The sequence below is a fragment of the Nitratireductor sp. ZSWI3 genome, assembly GCF_024655565.1.
GTDB lineage: Bacteria > Pseudomonadota > Alphaproteobacteria > Rhizobiales > Rhizobiaceae > Nitratireductor.
The window spans coordinates 1-17333 of record NZ_JANKOF010000103.1 but is presented as its reverse complement, the minus strand read 5'-3'; the positions used below and the strand labels follow the sequence as shown (position 1 = coordinate 17333).

At 65.8% G+C, this 17333-nt stretch carries 17 protein-coding genes; 12 read left to right on the top strand and 5 right to left on the bottom strand.

Annotated features, from left to right (window positions below; genetic code table 11):
- Positions 1-364 (top strand): hypothetical protein (locus tag NUU27_RS21840; protein ID WP_257764419.1); only part of this gene is annotated, 364 nt, incomplete at its 5' end.
- 3 nt (positions 365-367) lie between these two features.
- On the opposite strand, the gene glp is transcribed toward NUU27_RS21840, so the two are convergent.
- The 5 genes from glp to NUU27_RS21815 are packed head-to-tail and all read right to left on the bottom strand — an operon-like array spanning position 368 to position 5804.
- A complete protein-coding gene (glp, locus tag NUU27_RS21835; protein ID WP_257764418.1) occupies positions 368-1573 on the bottom strand; it encodes a gephyrin-like molybdotransferase Glp in 1206 nt (401 codons plus the stop codon).
- Positions 1574-1575: 2 nt separating this feature from the next.
- Positions 1576-2070 carry a cyclic pyranopterin monophosphate synthase MoaC gene (moaC, locus tag NUU27_RS21830; protein ID WP_257764417.1) on the bottom strand — a complete coding sequence of 165 codons (495 nt, stop codon included), beginning with the start codon at positions 2068-2070 and terminating at the stop codon, positions 1576-1578.
- 4 nt (positions 2071-2074) lie between these two features.
- Positions 2075-2887: an indole-3-glycerol phosphate synthase TrpC gene (gene trpC / locus NUU27_RS21825; RefSeq protein ID WP_257764416.1), complete on the bottom strand. Its 813-nt coding sequence runs from the start codon at positions 2885-2887 to the stop codon at positions 2075-2077.
- A complete protein-coding gene (gene trpD, locus NUU27_RS21820) occupies positions 2880-3908 on the bottom strand; it encodes an anthranilate phosphoribosyltransferase (RefSeq protein WP_257764415.1) in 1029 nt (342 codons plus the stop codon). Before trpD ends, trpC begins: the two co-directional genes overlap by 8 nt.
- A gap of 9 nt (positions 3909-3917) precedes the next feature.
- Positions 3918-5804, bottom strand: a complete 1887-nt coding sequence (locus NUU27_RS21815) for a SurA N-terminal domain-containing protein (protein WP_257764414.1) — start codon at positions 5802-5804, stop codon at positions 3918-3920.
- Between the two features lie 183 nt (positions 5805-5987).
- Here NUU27_RS21815 and tpiA point away from each other — a divergent pair, with 183 nt between their 5' ends.
- The 11 genes from tpiA to NUU27_RS21760 form a co-directional block, all read left to right on the top strand.
- Complete coding sequence (gene tpiA, locus NUU27_RS21810) at positions 5988-6737, top strand: triose-phosphate isomerase (RefSeq protein WP_257764413.1); 750 nt, start codon at positions 5988-5990, stop codon at positions 6735-6737.
- Positions 6738-7001: 264 nt separating this feature from the next.
- Positions 7002-7394, top strand: coding sequence for a preprotein translocase subunit SecG (gene secG, locus NUU27_RS21805; RefSeq protein ID WP_257764412.1), 393 nt, complete (start codon positions 7002-7004; stop codon positions 7392-7394).
- A gap of 140 nt (positions 7395-7534) precedes the next feature.
- Complete coding sequence (locus NUU27_RS21800) at positions 7535-9172, top strand: CTP synthase (protein WP_308219990.1); 1638 nt, start codon at positions 7535-7537, stop codon at positions 9170-9172.
- A 39-nt stretch (positions 9173-9211) separates the two neighbouring features.
- The gene (locus tag NUU27_RS21795) at positions 9212-10237 is read left to right on the top strand and encodes an endonuclease/exonuclease/phosphatase family protein (RefSeq protein WP_257764410.1); all 1026 of its coding nucleotides are present in this window, start codon (positions 9212-9214) and stop codon (positions 10235-10237) included.
- Between the two features lie 435 nt (positions 10238-10672).
- The gene (locus NUU27_RS21790; RefSeq protein WP_257764409.1) at positions 10673-11578 is read left to right on the top strand and encodes a VOC family protein; all 906 of its coding nucleotides are present in this window, start codon (positions 10673-10675) and stop codon (positions 11576-11578) included.
- Positions 11575-12405 (top strand): 3-deoxy-8-phosphooctulonate synthase, encoded by an 831-nt coding sequence (gene kdsA, locus NUU27_RS21785; protein WP_257764408.1) that lies wholly within the window; start codon positions 11575-11577, stop codon positions 12403-12405. Before NUU27_RS21790 ends, kdsA begins: the two co-directional genes overlap by 4 nt.
- 107 nt (positions 12406-12512) lie before the next feature.
- A complete protein-coding gene (gene eno / locus NUU27_RS21780; protein ID WP_257764407.1) occupies positions 12513-13787 on the top strand; it encodes a phosphopyruvate hydratase in 1275 nt (424 codons plus the stop codon).
- Positions 13788-13862: 75 nt separating this feature from the next.
- Complete coding sequence (locus tag NUU27_RS21775) at positions 13863-14183, top strand: septum formation initiator family protein (RefSeq protein ID WP_257764406.1); 321 nt, start codon at positions 13863-13865, stop codon at positions 14181-14183.
- 209 nt (positions 14184-14392) lie between these two features.
- Positions 14393-15454 carry a pyruvate dehydrogenase (acetyl-transferring) E1 component subunit alpha gene (pdhA, locus tag NUU27_RS21770; protein WP_257764405.1) on the top strand — a complete coding sequence of 354 codons (1062 nt, stop codon included), beginning with the start codon at positions 14393-14395 and terminating at the stop codon, positions 15452-15454.
- A 12-nt stretch (positions 15455-15466) separates the two neighbouring features.
- On the top strand, positions 15467-16867 hold the full coding sequence (locus NUU27_RS21765) for a pyruvate dehydrogenase complex E1 component subunit beta (protein WP_257764404.1): 1401 nt from the start codon (positions 15467-15469) through the stop codon (positions 16865-16867).
- Positions 16868-16880: 13 nt separating this feature from the next.
- On the top strand, positions 16881-17333 hold a 453-nt coding region (locus NUU27_RS21760), incomplete at its 3' end, for a biotin/lipoyl-containing protein (RefSeq protein WP_257764403.1).

Genomic DNA, 17333 nt, shown 5'->3' with positions numbered 1-17333 from the left:
GTTGCAGAAAGTCTTTTCCATGAAGAAGCTGATTGGCCGGACCTCGGGCCTCGCCATGTTCCTATCGTTTTCCGCCTTCATCGTTCACGCGGCGCCGACCGGGAGCGCCTTGAGTTGGCCAGAGGAGAAATGCCGTCTTTTCAAGGCGTTCAAGGAAGATGCACTGGCGCGCCTGGGACGCGAGGGGTTCAGTGCCTCGTTCCTGGAGACACAGGAACGGTTCATCGCGGAGGGATGCACGATGCGCCTTGCCGTCTGCCCGCAGGCGCCGAAGGAGCTGGATTATGCCAACCTGGTGTCGCTGCAGATGATCAACGCCGGAGCCACGGGCTCGTTTCTGCCGTTCTCTTGCCCTCGAAGATAACGCTCAGCCCAGCATCAGCACCCGGCAGCGCGCGCCGGCTTCTGCCGCGGGAGCTTGCGGTTCGCGCACGATCAGCGCGTTGGCTGCCGCCAGCGTGGTGAGCATGGAGGAGTCCTGGACGGGGAAGGGGGTCGCGATCAGGCCGTCGGGGCCGGCCGCGACGGAGGCGCGTATGTAGTCGCGCCGCTCGTCGTTCTCCCTGAGCGGGGCCGAAAGGACGGCGCTGCGCAGGTCCGGCGTGAAGCCGCGCTGGCCGAGGCGGGCCACGAGCGGACGCAGGAACAGATGGGCGCAGACCAGGCTTGACACCGGATTGCCCGGAAGGCCGAGCACGCGCATCTCGTCCAGCCGTCCGAACATCAGCGGCTTGCCGGGCCGCATGGCGATCTTCCAGAAATCGAGCGACAGGCCGGCATCGAGCAGCGCCTGTCGCACCAGGTCGCGTGCCCCGACCGACGCGCCGCCCAACGTCACCAGAACCTGCGCTCCCGCATCTCCTGCCTTCCGCACGGCGGCGGTGATCGCCGCGGTGTCGTCGGCGACGATGCCGAGATCGAGGATCCGGGCGCCTTCGGCCTTGGCGAGCGCGCCGATGGCGAAGCCGTTCGAGGCGACGATCTGGTCGGGGCCGCACGGTTCGCCCGGCAGCACGAGTTCGTCGCCGGTGGCCAGCACCGCCACGAGCGGCAGCGTCCTGACGGGCACCGCGGCATGGCCGGCGGCGGCGGCGAGGCCGATCGCCGGCGGCGTCATCAGCCGGCCTTCCTCCAGGATGGCGTCGCCCTCACGGAAATCGAGGCCGGCCCGGCGGATGTGGCGGCCCTTATCGGCGGCCGACAGGGCCTCGACACGGTTGCCGGCTGCCGGGCGGGCGTTCTCCTGGATGAGGATCGTGTCGGCGCCCTTCGGAACCGGCGCACCGGTGAAGATCCGCACGGCCTGGCCGGGCGCCAGCTCGCCCGCGAACCGATTGCCGGCGGCCGATTCCCCGATCAGGTCGAGCTGCACCGGTACCGAGCGGACATCGGCCGCCCGCACCGCATAGCCGTCCATAGCGGAGGCGTCGAAGGGCGGCTGGGTGCGCGTCGCCGCGAGCGGCCGGGCCAGCACCCTTCCGTCGGCCTCGGCGATCGGCACCATCTCCGCCGGCAGGGGCCTTACCCCTTCAAGGATGCGCTCCAGCGCTTCGTCGACGGGCAGCAGCGCCATGCTCAACGCTCTTCGGCGCGAAAGGTGCCGGACTTGCCGCCCGTCTTTTCGACGAGCCGGATGCCGGTCAGCACCATGGCCTTGTCCAGGGCCTTGGCCATGTCGTAGATGGTCAGGCAGGCGACGGAGACGGCCGTCAGCGCCTCCATCTCGACGCCGGTGCGGCCGTCGACCCGCACCTCGGCGGTCACGCGCAGGCCGGGCAGGGCACGGTCCGGCTCGATGTCGACGGCGATCTTCGACAGCATGAGCGGATGGCAGAGCGGGACCAGCTCATGCGTCTTCTTTGCAGCCATGATGCCGGCGATGCGCGCCGTGGCGAGCACGTCGCCCTTCTTGGCGTTGCCCGACAGGATGGCTTCCAGCGTCTCAAGCCGCATGGTGACGGCACCTTCGGCAACGGCGCGGCGCCGGGTCTCTTCCTTGCCGCCGACATCGACCATGCGGGCCTCGCCGGTGGCGGAAAGATGCGTCAGCTTGCCCTCGGCGCCGCCCATCAGCTCACACCGCCGTCTGCGAGGCGTCGAGACCCAACAGGGCGCGGGTCGCCGCGGTCACGTCGGCCTGGCGCATCAGGCTCTCGCCGACCAGGAACGACATCATGCCGGCGCGGGCCAGCCGGCGGCAGTCCTCGTTGGTGAAGATGCCGCTCTCGCCGACCACGATCCGCCCCTCCGGCACGCGCGGCGCCAGGCGCTCGCTGGTCTCGAGCCTGGTTTCGAAGGTGCGCAGGTCCCGGTTGTTGATGCCGATCAGGCGCGAGGACAGTTCGAGGGCCCGCTCCAGTTCCTCCTCGTCATGCACCTCAACGAGAACGTCCATGCCGAGATCGACGGCAGTGTCTTCGAGTGCCCTTGCCTCGGCATCCGACACGCAGGCCATGATGATCAGGATCGCGTCGGCGCCCCAGGCGCGCGCCTCGAACACCTGATAGGGCTCGAACAGAAAGTCCTTGCGCAGAAGCGGTAGCGTGCAGGCCTCCCGCGCCATGCCCAGGAATTCTGGGGCACCCTGGAAAGAGGGAGCATCGGTGAGCACGGAAAGGCAAGTCGCACCACCTGCCTCGTAGGCTGCCGCAAGCTCTGCCGGATGGAAGTCGGCGCGGATGAGCCCGCGCGAGGGACTGGCCTTCTTGATCTCGGCGATCAGCGCGAAGCGGCCGGCAGCCTTTCTTTTCGCGAGGGCATCGGCAAAGCCGCGCGCGGGTGCGGCGTCCTTCGCCATGACGGAAAGAGCGGCGATCGGCAAAGCTGCCTTTGCCGCTTCGATTTCCTTGCGCTTGTAAGCTTCAATCTTCCGCAAAATATCAGTCATCTTCAAAATGCCTTTGGTTGGAAATATCTATCAGTCGCTCAAGTGCCCTTTCCGCCTGACCTCGGTCGACGGATTCGGCCGCGAGCTTGATGCCATCTTTCAAAGTTTTTGCCCGGCCCGCGACCACAAGAGCGGCGCCGGCGTTTAAAATTGCTATGTCTCTATAAGCGTTCTTCTCACCCTTCAGAACCGCCCGCAACGCGGCCGCGTTGTGAGCGGCATCGCCGCCCTTCAATTCGGCCATGGAAACGCGTTTCAGGCCGACATCTTCCGGCGTGATCTCGAAATGACGGATCTGGCCCTCCTCGAGGGCGGCGACCTGCGTCGTGCCCGCCGTGGTCATCTCGTCGAGGCCAGCGCCATGCACGACCCAGACGCATTCGGCCCCGAGCTCCTGCAGCACCTTGGCAAGGGGTTCCACCCATTCGGGCGAGAACACGCCGACGAGCTGACGGCGCACGCCGGCAGGGTTGGACAGCGGCCCCAGCAGGTTGAAGATGGTGCGTGTGCCGAGCTCGACCCGCGAAGGGCCGACATGGCGCATGGCCGAGTGATGGGCGGGCGCGAACATGAAGCCCACGCCGGCCTCGGCGATGCAGGCGGAAATCTGCTGCGGCCCGAGTTCGATGTTGATGCCGAGCGCCGCCAGCGTGTCGGCGGCACCGGAGCGCGAGGACAAGGCCCTGTTGCCATGCTTGGCGACCGGCACGCCGGCGCCCGCCACGATGAAGGCGGCGCAGGTCGACACGTTGTAAGAGCCGGACGCGTCGCCACCCGTGCCGACGATGTCCACCGCATCCTCGGGAGCGGCCACCGGCAGCATCTTCTCGCGCATGGTGGCGACCGCGCCGCAGATCTCCTCGACGGTTTCGCCCCGCACGCGCAAGGCCATCAAGAACCCGCCGATCTGGCTCGGCGTGGCATCACCCGACATGACCACGCCGAAGGCCTCGTGCGCTTCGTCGAAGCTGAGGGAGGCTCCCGATGCGACCTTGGCGAGATAGGACTTGAAATCGCTCATGGCACAGACTCAGAAGCTGAGGGCTTCCTGCATGGCGGCCCGGTTCACCGTCACCGGGTACTTGCCCTGCAGGCGCGCCACCATCTGGTCGAGCAGATCGTCCGAAAGCGCCGTGCGGAGCGTCGTCCGCTCGTTTTCGGGCAGGCTTTCGGGGCCGACGCTCGCCGGCTCGAAGACCTCGGTGACCTTGAAGAGATACTGGCCATCACCGGTCGGATTGGCAAAGACGCCGGTGCCGTCGCGCGGCACGGAGAAGACGGTGGCCACGCCCGACTGGCCGAGATCGGCATCATTGGCGGTGCGCTTCAGCCCGCGCTTGATCTGCTTCTTCTGGTCGAGCTCTTCAGCGATCGCGTCGAGCGTCTTGCCCTCCTTCAGCTCCTTTGCCAGCGCGCCCGCCCGGGTCGCCAGGCGCTGCGCGCCTTCGGCCTTGATCCAGTCGGCGGCCACCGTCTCGCGCACTTCGTCGAGCGTGCGCTCCCGCTCCGGCGTGACCTCCTCGACCTCGTAGAAAACGAAACCGTTGCCGCCCATGGGCAGGGGGGCGTTCTCGACGCCCTTGTCGGTCTCGAACACCTCGCGCAAGAGGTCGGACGATTGCGGCAGGTCGCCGACGGTGGACCCGTCGGGACGCTTCGCATTGCGGTCGACCGCATCAATGGTGCGCACGGTCAGCTTCAGGCGCTCGGCCGCCTCCGCCATGGTCGCTCCGCCGGCGCGGGCATCCTCGTAGGAATCGTGCACGTCGAGCAGCACGCGGGCGGCTTCCTCGAGCGCAAGGTCGTTGCGGATGTCGCTCTCGACCTCGCCCAGCGGCCGCACGTCCTCGGGCTCAATCGCAGAAACATGGACGATGACCGGACCGAACATACCGTCGATCACTTCGCTGAACTGGCCTTCCTCGAGCGCGAAAGCGGCCTCGGCGACGGCGTTGTCCGGTATGTCGGCCTTGGCCAGCGTGCCGAGCGCCGTGTCCTGCGAGGTCTTGCCTGCGGCGGTCGCCACGTCGGCAAAGGCCTTGCCATCGAGAAGATCCTTCAGCGCGCCCTCGGCAGCCTGCCTGTTCGCGAAGACGATCTGTTCGATCGTGCGCCTCTCGGGCGTCGTGTACTGGTTGATAGAGGCCTGATACGCCTTGCGCACCTGTTCGTCGGAAACCGCTTCGCGGTCGGCGATGTCCGACGGCTCGAGCTTCACATAGCTGAACTTGCGGTATTCGGGCGCCGCGTAATCCGCCTTGCGCTCGTCGAACCAGGCCTGCAGCACGGCATCCTGTGGAGCCTCGATCGGCTCCACCACGGAGCGCGGGACCAGCACATATTCGACCGTCCGGTCCTCGCCGCGATAGAGCGCGATGTTCTTGAGCATCTCGTCGGGCACGGCGATGCCGTCGGTGGCGGCTTCGACAATCTGCTGGCGGACGGCCACCTGTTCGCGATTCTTGAGATAGTCCGCCGGGCGCATGCCGATCTGGCGCAGCACGAAATCGAATTGCTGACGGTCGAAGCGGCCGTCGGCGCCGCGGAAGGCCGGGTCCTCGGCGGTCAACTGGGCGAGCTTGTCGCTCGACACGCCGAGACCGAGCCTGCGCGCTTCCTCGTCGAGCAGGACGCCCGCGGCCAATTGCTGCAAGACCTGCTCGTCGAGCCCGAAGGCGACGGCCTGCTCGCGCGTCACGCGCGTGCCGAGCCGCTGCGACAGGGCATTGATCTGCCGGTCGTAGGCAAGGCGGAAGTCGAGCATCGATACGGACGCATCGCCGACCGTCAGCACGTTGCGCGAGGGGTCGTTGAGGAGCTGTCCGGAAATGCCCCAAACGGCGAAGCTGACGACGAGCAAGCCGAGAAGAAGCTTGGCGATCCATGTGGAGGCGGCGTTTCTGAGACTGTCGAGCATGTCGGTTCCGGAATTCCCTGCTTGTTCTGCGGGGCTGTACGCCCACACAGCGCAATAGCGTTCCTGAAGCCGGGTGTCGATAGCGGACTGTCGATTGGCCCGGCGACCGCCCCGTGCGGATTGCTTTGCGTCGGGTTTTTGATAGGGAAGGGGCGATTTCAACGAGAACAAGGATGAAGCCGCATGACGCCCGGTATCCGCCCCCTTATCGCCGGCAACTGGAAAATGAACGGCACTAGCGCCTCGCTCGGTGAACTCGAAGCCATCGCGGCCGGCCCGTATGGCGACGCAGAGGCGCTGATCTGCCTTCCGGCGACGCTGATCTCCAGGGCGGTCGATGCCGTTGCCGGCAGCGCCGTTGCGCTCGGCGGGCAGGATTGCCATGCGGCTGCGGCGGGCGCCCATACGGGCGACATTTCCGCCGAGATGCTGGCCGATGCCGGCGCCAGCCATGTCATCGTCGGGCATTCGGAGCGGCGAACCGACCATGCGGAGACGGACACGGTGGTCGCCGCAAAGGCGCAGGCGGCCTGGCGCGCCGGACTGACCGCGGTCATCTGCATCGGCGAGACCAGGGCGGAGCGCGAGAGCGGCCAGACGCTTGCCGTCCTGTCACGGCAGATCGCCGGATCGGTGCCGCAGACCGCCGTGGCGGCCAACACAGTCATCGCCTACGAGCCGGTCTGGGCCATCGGAACGGGCCGGACGCCGACCGCAGCGGACGTCGCGGAGGCGCATGCGCATATTCGCGGCGAGCTCTCCTTGCTGCTGGGGACTGAGGCCGGGGCGATGCGCCTTCTTTATGGCGGCTCGGTGAAGCCGTCGAACGCGGCCGAACTCATGAACATCGAGCACGTGGACGGCGCCCTCGTCGGCGGCGCCAGCTTGAAGGCGGTCGATTTCCTGGGCATTGCCGCCGCTTGCCGCGCCTGACGGACGGTTCGTGCCAAGAAAAGGCTTGCGCTCGCGCTTCCAGGGCCTATGTGTGGGGCAAATCGCCTCGCGCGGCCGGAATTTGCTTCGGTCGTGATGAAGCGGCGAAAGAAAGCCCGTCGACAAGGTGGCCGACTTCCGGAGCGAAACGCACGTTTCGTCCCACAGGAGCCCGGCGCCGCTCTTGGAAAAATGGCGAAAGCCGTGTAATGAGCCGCGTCCGCAACCGAGCGGGCGCTTTGAGCCGGAAAGCCGGAAGGTAACATGCAGACCGTCATCATCGTCATTCACCTGATCGTCGTGGTCGCGCTGGTCGGCGTGGTCCTCATGCAGCGCTCCGAAGGGGGCGGGCTCGGCATCGGCGGCGGTTCCGGTTTCATGTCGGCGCGCGGCGCCGCAAATGCGCTGACCCGCACCACGGCCATCCTGGCAGCCGCCTTCTTCGCCACCTCGCTGGCGCTCTCGCTGATCGCCCGCTACGGGGCGAGCCCGACCGACATTCTCGACCGCATCCCGGCGGGCAGCCAGCAGACCGAAGGCGCGGGCGGCGTTCTCGACCAGCTTGGTGGCAGCGGCCGCTCCACGACGGCACCGACCGACGAGACGGCGCCGGCCGGCGAGGGCAACGCCGAAGACCAGGTGCCGACAGGCCAGTAATCTCCATTTCGCGCAGCGGCAGGGTCGCGCTATGGCGCGGCCTCGGCGGGCGTGCGCGAAACTTTCCTTCACCGCGAGGCGCAAAAAGATTTGCGGCTCGTCATTTTTTGCTGGCGGAATCGCCTGTGTCCGGGTAAGCGATGAGTCCCATGGCGCGATATGTATTCATAACCGGCGGCGTGGTTTCTTCCCTCGGAAAAGGCATTGCGGCAGCGGCCCTCGGCGCGCTGCTCCAGGCTCGTGGGTACCGCGTCCGCATCCGTAAGCTCGATCCTTACCTCAACGTCGATCCGGGCACGATGTCGCCCTATCAGCACGGCGAGGTGTTCGTCACCGACGACGGGGCGGAGACGGACCTGGATCTTGGCCACTACGAGCGCTTCACGGGGCGTTCGGCCAACAAGCAGGACAACATCACCACCGGCCGCATCTATCAGAACATCATCGAGAAGGAGCGGCGCGGCGACTATCTCGGCGCCACGGTGCAGGTGATCCCGCACGTCACCGACGAGATCAAGCAGTTCGTCCTCGAGGGCAACGAGGACTACGACTTCGTGTTATGCGAGATCGGCGGCACGGTGGGCGACATCGAAGCCATGCCGTTCCTGGAGGCGATCCGCCAGCTCGGCAACGAGCTGCCGCGCGGCAACGCGGTCTATGTGCATCTGACGCTGATGCCGTGGATCCCGGCAGCCGGCGAGCTCAAGACCAAGCCGACACAGCATTCGGTCAAGGAACTGCGCTCCATCGGCATCGCCCCCGACATCCTGCTGGTGCGGGCCGACCGCCAGATTCCGTCCGAGGAGCGGCGCAAGCTTTCGCTGTTCTGCAACGTGCGCGAATCGGCCGTCATCCAGGCCCTCGACGTGGCGCATATCTACGACGTGCCGACGGCCTATCATCGTGAAGGACTCGATTCGGAGGTTCTCGCGGCCTTTGGCATCGACCCGGCGCCGAAGCCGCGCATGGAACGCTGGCAGGAGGTCTGCGACCGCATTCACAATCCCGAGGGGGAGGTGACGATCGCCGTGGTCGGCAAATACACCGGCCTGAAGGATGCCTACAAATCGCTCATCGAGGCCCTGTCGCATGGCGGCATGGCAAACCGGGTGCGCGTCAAGCTCGAATGGATCGAATCGGAGATATTCGAGAAGGAAGATCCGGCGCCCTGGCTCGAAAAGGTGCACGGCATCCTGGTGCCCGGCGGCTTCGGCGAGCGCGGTGCGGAAGGCAAGATCCTGGCGGCCAAATTCGCCCGCGAGCGCAAGGTGCCGTATTTCGGCATCTGCTTCGGGATGCAGATGGCCTGTATCGAGGCGGCGCGCTCCCTGGCAGGGATCGAGAAAGCCTCGTCCACCGAGTTCGGCCCGACGAGCGAGCCGGTGGTCGGCCTGATGACCGAATGGCTGAAGGGCAACATGCTGGAGAAACGCACGGCGTCCGGCGACCTTGGCGGCACCATGCGGCTCGGCGCCTATGACGCGACGCTGACGGCCGGATCGAAGATCGCCGAGATATACGGCGGCGAGCACATTTCCGAGCGTCACCGCCATCGCTACGAGGTCAACATCGGCTACCGCCAGAAGCTCGAAGCCTGCGGGCTGGTGTTTGCCGGCCTGTCGCCGGACGGCGTTCTGCCGGAAACGATCGAATATCCGGACCACCCCTGGTTCATCGGCGTGCAGTATCACCCCGAATTGAAGAGCAAGCCGTTCGACCCGCACCCGCTCTTCGCCTCCTTCATCGGTGCCGCTGTGGAGCAGTCGCGCCTGGTGTGATAGCTTTTCCCCGTTCAACCGAGAGCGGGGGACACTGCCTTGGCGACGCCGCTGGACGTTCTGTTCGACGATCCCGCAAACCTGCCGGAGGACGGTGCGGTGCCGCAGGCGGTCGTCAATGAGATGCGCGCTTTCTCCGACTATCTCGACCAGACGGTGCCGCCGAAACGCGCCATCGACCGGAACATCCTCATCGCCACCTGGAACATTGCCCATTTCCGGTCGCTGACGCGCAAATGGTCGGTGCCGGCCTCCTCCGACGACAGTCCCAAGCGCGACTACCGCTCGCTCTGGGCCATAACCGAGGTGATCTCGCGCTTCGACGTGGTGGCCGTGCAGGAGGTGGGCGAGGATTTTCGCGCGCTGCGCTCTGCGATGAAGGTGCTCGGGCCCAACTGGAGCTTCCTGATGACGGACCGCAATGCCGGGCGGGGCGGCAATGGCGAGCACATCGCCTATCTGTTCGACACGACGCGTGTCGCCCTCTCGGGGCTTGCTGGGGAGCTCGTGGTGCCCGACGAAGCGGAGGAATTCGGCTTCGACGCCGACAGTTTCAAGCGGCAGTTTGCCCGCAACCCCTATGCCGTCTCGTTTCGCACCCGCGACACCACCTTCATCCTGGTGACCACGCACATCGACTATGGCGACGAGGATGCCGAGCGCTTGCCGGAGCTGCGTGCCATCGCCCGGTGGATGCAGGACTGGGCGGCGCGTGAGCGGCGCTGGCATCACAATCTGATCGCCCTCGGCGACTTCAACCTGGAGCGCATCGGCAACAAGCTCTACGAGGCCTTCGTCGGCACCGGGCTCGAGGTGCCTTTCGTCCTGCAAAGCCACCCGCGCACCATCTATGCCCGCGCCTCCGAACCGGAGAAGGCGAGCTATCACGATCAGATCGCCTGGTTCTCGAAAGGCAATGCGGCCCTGATCGGCCTCGAACTGGTGAATGGCGGCATCGTCGAGATCTGGGGCCGGCTCCTCAATGACATCGGCCTGACGAAGCGGAACTTCGCCTTCCGCATCTCCGATCACCATCCGCTGTGGGTGGAGTTCCGCCTGCCCTAGGGTCAGGACCTATTAATATGGCCGCGATGGTCGGCCTGATTTGTGCGGATACGCGAAGCAAGACCGCAGGAAGACTTCACGTCTTTCAAGGTCTTGCGACAAAGTAGCCCGTGCAAATCAGGCCGATCCGAAGGACGCTCGATAGACCGGCGATCTGCCGCGTCAAAGCCCTTGACCGGGGGAAAGACCCCGCTCTGCGGGCTTTTCCTTACATCTCTTGGTCTATCGAACGCCATTGCGGTCATATTAGTAGATCCTGACCCTAGATCGCGATGATTTTGGATTGAATCAATCCAAAATCATAAAACCCGATCGATTCCAAAAAATAGAGCGGGATGCGGGCGGAAAACCGCTTCACACTTTTCCTCATCCCGCTCTAGGGGGAGAACGGCTGAGGCCCTTGCAAAGCGCCGCCTCATCGGGCACATGCGTCGCATGGTTTCGAGCAGCCAGGCGCAACCGGCGCGTTTCCTTGATCACTGCGTTCTGCCGACCGCCAGCTTGGCGGCGGCCAGGAAGCGGCTCGATGCGCTCGGCTTCACCGTGGCGCCCGATGCCGCCCATCCGTTCGGCACCGGCAATTGCTGCATCTTCTTCGCCGATGGCTCCTATCTCGAGCCCCTCGCGGTTCTCGACGAGGCGCTGGCGAAGGAAGCGGCTGCGGAAGGGAATGTTTTCGTCGCCCGCGACGCTCTGTTCCGCTCGGCCCTCGGCGAAGAAGGATTTTCGGCGCTGGTGCTGGGAAGCGGCGATGCGGCGGCCGATCACGCCGCCTTCGTCGCCGCCGGCATCTCGGCGGGCGCGCCGCTGTCGTTCTCGAGGCCGTTCACCGATGCGGCCGGCCGTGAGGCCGTCGCCTCCTTCAAGCTCGCTTTCGCGGCGCCGGGTGAACGGGAAGAACGCTTCTTCTTCACCTGCCAGCGCGTCAACAGCCCGAAGGGCGGCCGCTCCGGCTTTGAGCGGCATGCCAACGGAGTGAAGGGCATCGCCCGCATCCTCGCCGTGGCGCCGACGCCGGATGCCTATCGCGACTTTTTTGCCGGTTTCAGCGGCAGCCGGCCCACCGCCACCGCCGCCGGCGGCATCGACCTGCGGCTTTCCAACGCCGGCCTGTCGGTAATGACGCCGGCAGGGTTCGACGAGGCCATCGCCGCCAGGCAATCAGCGCATGGCGGCGGGCTCGATCTGGCGGGCATCCTGTTCCAGGTTCCGGCGCTTGCCACGCTCAGGACGCTTTTAAGTGCGGGCGATGTTCTGTTCGCCGAACATGCCGGCCGCATCGGCGTGCCGCCCGCCGAGGGGCAGGGGGCAACCTTCATCTTCGAGGAGTCGTTTCCATGAAACCCAACCCGCGCGTCACGATCGGTCACGCCGTGTTCGCCAATGAGGCGCCGCTGGCGCTGATCGCCGGCCCGTGCCAGCTCGAATCGCGCCAGCACGCCTTCGACATGGCCGGCGCGCTGAAGGAGCTGACCCGGAAGCTCGGCATCGGCTTCGTCTACAAGACCAGCTTCGACAAGGCGAACAGGACTTCGCTCTCCGGCCGGCGCGGGGCCGGGCTCGACGCCGCGCTGCCGATCTTCGCCGATCTGCGCCGGGAGCTCGGCGTGCCGGTCCTCACCGACGTGCACACGCAGGAGCAGTGCCGCATCGTGGCCGATGTGGTGGACGTCCTGCAGATTCCCGCCTTTCTCTGCCGACAGACGGACCTGCTCATCGCCGCCGCGGCGACCGGCAAGGCGGTGAACGTCAAGAAGGGCCAGTTCCTGGCGCCATGGGACATGGCGAACGTCATCGCCAAGGTGACGGATTCGGGCAATCCCAACGTGCTCGTCACCGAGCGCGGCACCACTTTCGGCTACAACACGCTGGTTTCCGACATGCGCGCCCTGCCGCAGATGGCCGAGATGGGCGCGCCGGTGATCTTCGACGCCACGCATTCGGTGCAGCAGCCGGGCGGCCAAGGCGGCTCGACCGGCGGCGAGCGGCGCTTCGTCGAGACGCTGGCGCGCGCCGCCGTCGCCGTCGGTGTCGCCGGCGTCTTCATCGAGACCCACGAGGATCCCGACAATGCCCCCTCCGACGGCCCCAACATGGTGCCGCTGAAGGATCTGCCGGCCCTGCTCGATCGCCTGATGGCGTTCGACCGGGTGGCGAAGGGGCGATAGCGCGGGAGCGGCCGCGCCCGTCCCTCGTCATTGTCTTTTCCGACGCTTTCGCTAAGACAGGCGCTGACAATTCCTCCAGCCCAACACCAGATGAGAAAGAGCTCAAAATGACTGCCATCATCGACATCGTCGGACGTGAAATTCTCGACAGCCGCGGCAATCCTACCGTCGAGGTCGATGTGGTTCTGGAAGACGGTTCCATGGGGCGGGCCGCCGTCCCGTCGGGCGCCTCGACCGGCGCTCACGAGGCGGTGGAGCTGCGCGACGGCGGCCCGCGCTATCTGGGCAAGGGGGTCGAGCAGGCGGTCGATGCCGTCAACGGCGAGATTTTCGAGGCGCTGAGCGGCCTGGATGCGGAGAACCAGATCCAGATCGACCGGGCGATGATCGATCTCGACGGTACGCCGAACAAGAGCCGGCTCGGCGCCAACGCCATCCTTGGCGTGTCGCTTGCCGTCGCCAAGGCGGCGGCGGAGGCGGCCGGCCTGCCGCTCTACCGCTATGTCGGGGGCGCCGCCGCGCATGTGTTGCCGGTGCCGATGATGAACATCGTCAATGGCGGCGCGCATGCCGACAATCCGATCGATTTCCAGGAGTTCATGGTGATGCCGGTCGGCGCGCCGAGCCTGCGCGAGGCGGTGCGCTGGGGCTCGGAGATCTTCCATACGCTGAAAGCCGGTCTGAAGGCTGCCGGCCACAACACCAATGTGGGCGACGAGGGCGGCTTCGCGCCGAACCTGAAGAGCGCCGAGGCGGCGCTCGACTTCGTCGTCGCCTCGATCGAGAAGGCCGGCTACAAGCCCGGCGAAGACGTGGCGATCGCGCTCGACTGCGCGGCGACGGAATTCTTCAAGGACGGCAAATACGTCTATGACGGCGAGGGGACGACCCGCGACGGCAAGGCACAGGCGGAATATCTCGCCAAGCTCGTCGGCAATTATCCGATCATCTCGATCGAGGACGGCATGGCCGAGGACGATTTCGACGGCTGGAAGATCCTGACTGACCTCGTGGGCGCCAAGGCGCAACTCGTCGGCGACGACCTGTTCGTGACCAACTCGGCACGTCTCAAGGACGGCATCAAGATGGGGATCGGCAACTCCATCCTCGTCAAGGTCAACCAGATCGGCACGCTGACGGAGACGCTCGACGCGGTCGAGACGGCGCACAAGGCCGGCTACACGGCGGTGATGTCGCACCGCTCGGGCGAGACCGAAGACGCCACCATCGCCGACCTCGCCGTCGCCACCAATTGCGGGCAGATCAAGACCGGCTCCCTGGCGCGCTCCGACCGGACCGCAAAATACAACCAGCTCATCCGCATCGAGGAAGAGCTCGGCCTGCAGGCGCGCTTTGCCGGCAAAGGCATCCTGCGCGGATAAATTCGTGCGCCGGCGGACCGGACTAACGGTCCATTAAGCAAGATATGTGCACATGCGGGAGAAGGGTTTTTCCGCATGTGGACACGTCATCACAAACGCCGCAACACCGGCCGCCTCATTATCCCGGTCATCACCGGTCTGTTTCTCGCCTATTTCGGCTTTCATGCCTATCACGGCGAATACGGCATCTATTCCAGTTACCAGCTTGACGCGCGCATCGCCGAGGCGCAGTCTCGGCTGGACGCACTCGTCGCCGCACGCAGCAAGCTCGAGGGGCGGATTGCGCTGCTGAGGGACGGCTCGCTGGAGAAGGACATGCTCGACGAGCAGGCTCGGCGGGCGCTGAATGTCGCCAGAGAAAACGAGGTGGTCATCTTCCTCGACGATCCGGGCTGAATTAACCGGAATTCGGTTAATCGTATAGAAATCAATAAATAACAGCAATTTAGCTGCATGGCAGCTATGCGTATTTTGGATGGCCGAACACCGCCGCACGTGCTAGCTTTCTGTTCCATAAGTGGGAGGTAACGGGAGGGACCGGTGCAACTCGTGCCGGGCGTTGCCGTTACACAATTTCCCCGACATGTCAGCTAGGGAGTTGAGGCATGGCGCGCGCCGCAAGCAAGACAACTGCGACCAAGTCACGGCCGGCGAAAAAGACGCCGGCGGGAGGTGCCGCCCAGGCGCCCAGGACCCCGCCACCGGAGAATTTCGACAAGGACCAGGAGCTCGCGGCCTATCGCGAGATGCTGCTCATCCGCCGTTTCGAGGAAAAGGCCGGCCAGCTCTACGGCATGGGTCTCATCGGCGGCTTCTGCCACCTCTATATCGGCCAGGAAGCGGTGGTCGTCGGCATGCAGATGGCCCTGAAGGAGGGCGATCAGGTCATCACCGGCTATCGCGACCACGGCCACATGCTGGCGGCTGGCATGGAGGCGCGCGGCGTGATGGCGGAGCTGACCGGGCGCCGGAGCGGCTATTCCAAGGGCAAGGGCGGCTCCATGCACATGTTCTCCAAGGAGAAGCATTTTTATGGCGGCCACGGCATCGTCGGCGCACAGGTGTCGCTCGGCACCGGCCTTGCCTTCGCCAACCGCTACCGCGGCAACGACAGCGTTTCGCTCACCTATTTCGGCGACGGCGCGGCCAACCAGGGCCAGGTCTACGAGAGCTTCAACATGGCCTCGCTGTGGAAGCTGCCGGTGATCTACATCATCGAGAACAACCGCTATGCGATGGGGACGGCCGTGGCCCGCTCTTCGGCCGAGACGGATTTCTCGCATCGCGGCCTGTCCTTCCGGATTCCCGGCCTGCAGGTCGACGGCATGGATGTGCGCGCGGTGAAGGCGGCGGGCGACCTGGCGGTCGAGTGGTGCCGCTCCGGCAAGGGCCCGATCATCCTGGAGATGCAGACCTACCGGTATCGCGGCCACTCCATGTCGGACCCGGCCAAGTACCGCTCGAAGGACGAAGTGCAGAAGATGCGCTCCGAGCACGACCCCATCGAACAGGTCAAGCAGCGGCTTCTGGCCAAGAAGTGGGCCGACGAGGAGGCGCTGAAGGCGATCGACAAGGAGGTGCGCGACGTCGTCGGCGATTCCGCGGATTTCGCACAGGCGGATCCGGAGCCCGACGTCTCCGAACTCTACACCGATATTCTGCTCTGAGGGGGTGCCGACATGCCGACAGAAATTCTCATGCCCGCGCTCTCGCCGACCATGGAAGAGGGCAATCTGGCCAAATGGCTGAAGAAGGAAGGCGACACCGTCGCCCCGGGCGACGTGATCGCCGAGATCGAGACGGATAAGGCGACCATGGAAGTGGAAGCCATCGATGAAGGAAAGATCGGCAAGATCCTGATTTCGGAAGGCACGGAAGGGGTGAAGGTCAACACGCCCATCGCCGTGCTTCTTGCCGACGGCGAGACGGCCGCCGATCTCGACAAGGCGCCTGCTTCCGCCCCGCCGGCCCGGTCGCAGCCGCCGGCCGAGGAGCCCGCCGCGCAGCAGGTGGAGGCGACGCCCAAACCCGCCGCGGCGCCGAAGGCCGAATCCCAGCCGGTTCCGGCCGATCCGGACATTCCCGCCGGCACCGAGATGGTGCCGACCACGGTGCGCGAGGCGCTGCGTGATGCCATGGCCGAGGAGATGCGGGCCGACGAGCGCGTCTTCGTGATGGGCGAGGAAGTCGCCGAATATCAGGGTGCCTACAAGGTGACGCAGGGGCTTCTGCAGGAGTTCGGCGACAAGCGGGTGGTCGACACGCCGATCACCGAGCACGGCTTTGCCGGTGTCGGCGTGGGCGCCGCCTTTGCCGGCCTGAAACCCATCGTCGAGTTCATGACCTTCAACTTCGCCATGCAGGCGATCGACCAGATCGTCAACTCGGCGGCCAAGACGCTCTACATGGCCGGCGGCCAGATGGGCGCGCCGATCGTCTTCCGCGGGCCGAACGGCGCGGCCGCCCGCGTCGCCGCACAGCATTCCCAATGCTATGCCGCCTGGTACAGCCATATCCCCGGGCTGAAGGTGGTGATGCCGTATACGGCGGCCGATGCGAAAGGGCTCCTGAAGGCAGCGATCCGCGATCCGAACCCGGTGATCTTCCTCGAGAACGAGATCCTCTACGGCCAGACCTTCGACGTGCCGAAGCTCGACGATTTCGTCCTGCCGATCGGCAAGGCGCGCATCCACAAGGAAGGCTCCGACGCGACGATCGTCTCGTTCGGCATCGGCATGACCTATGCCGTCAAGGCGGCCGAGGAACTGGCGGGCGAGGGGATCGACGTCGAGGTGATCGACCTGAGGACCATCCGGCCGATGGACCTCGACACGGTGATCGCCTCGGTCAAGAAGACCAACCGGCTGGTGACGGTCGAGGAAGGTTTCCCGCAATCCTCCGTCGGCGAGCACATCGCCAGCCAGGTGATGCAGCGGGCCTTCGACCATCTCGACGCGCCGGTCATCACGGTCGCCGGCAAGGACGTGCCGATGCCCTATGCCGCGAACCTCGAGAAGCTGGCGCTTCCCAAGGTGGCCGAAGTCGTCGAGGCGGTGAAAGCCGTCACCTACCGGAACTGAGCGGGAGGACATCATGCCGATCCAAATCACCATGCCCGCCCTCTCGCCGACCATGGAGGAGGGCAACCTCGCCAAGTGGCTGGTCAAGGAAGGCGACAGCATTTCGCCCGGCGACGTGATCGCCGAGATCGAGACGGACAAGGCGACCATGGAGGTCGAGGCGGTGGACGAGGGCACCGTGGCCAAGATCGTCGTGCCGGCCGGAACGGAGGGCGTGAAGGTCAACGCGCTGATCGCCGTGCTCGCCGGCGAAGGCGAGGATGTGAGCGAGGCGGCCAAGGCCGCGGCGAATGGCGGCGCTGCTGCCGGTTCCGCGCCGAAGACCGGATCCGCACCGAAGGAAGCGGAGAAGGAACCGGCCGCCGCCAAGGCGGAAGCTCCGGCCGCCAAGGCCGAGACGCTGGTGAAGGCCGAGGCGCCCGCACCGACGCCTGCGTCGGATGGCGGTACGCGCGTTTTCGCCTCA